The 697-nt window shown below is 26.3% G+C and carries 1 protein-coding gene; it reads right to left on the bottom strand.

What is annotated here, in order from left to right; genetic code table 11:
* Positions 1–56: 56 nt before the first annotated feature.
* Positions 57–560 (bottom strand): HIT family protein, encoded by a 504-nt coding sequence (locus tag AZI32_RS17515; RefSeq protein WP_061997191.1) that lies wholly within the window; start codon positions 558–560, stop codon positions 57–59.
* Positions 561–697: the final 137 nt, after the last annotated feature.

The raw sequence follows: 697 nt of genomic DNA, 5'->3' as shown, positions 1-697 counted from the left end.
ATTTATATGATAGTTTAATTAATATTTTATAATTTTTGTATTTATGTTTTATTATCTTATACTAACTCCTTCATTTTTTCTTTGTATATTTCAACAGTTTCATGATAATCCATTAAAATGCCATCTTCTTTGACAAAATTTTTAAAACCAATTGTTTCTCCTTTTAATCGTGGAAATAGAGAGAAGTGCAAGTGATTTCTTTTACCGTCACACAGTGTACACATATATACTTTTTCTGCCCCTATAATTTCTTTATGCAACTTTATAATTGCATTTGATATTTTTAATATATGAGTACCTAATTCAAGTGGCATTTCTGAAATATCCTCATAGTGTTCCTTCGCTACTATAGTTGTTTGACCAGTTGCTCGTGGAAATTTTTCGAATTGACATCTCACCTTATCATCTTCGTAAATAATCAAACCTTCTCCTGGGAATATCTCGTCTGTTTCAAAATTATAGCATCCAAAACATATGCCTTGCTCTTGTAATTCTTTTATTCGCTTAGACCTTTGTTTTAATTGCATTTTTTCGCTTTCTGATAATGCTTTAATATACAAATAAATCCCTCCATTGCCCTTTATTATTGTAATATAATGAGTCATGAAATATTTAATTAACTTACTTTCAAATTCTATTTTATATATTTATCATATAGATAATTTTTACATACTATTATTTTAATTTTTTTCATTAT

It is taken from the genome of Clostridium sp. ATCC 25772 (genome assembly GCF_001573875.1).
Classification (GTDB): Bacteria; Bacillota; Clostridia; order Clostridiales; family Clostridiaceae; genus Clostridium_J; species Clostridium_J senegalense.
This window is presented reverse-complemented; position numbering and strand designations above follow the sequence as displayed.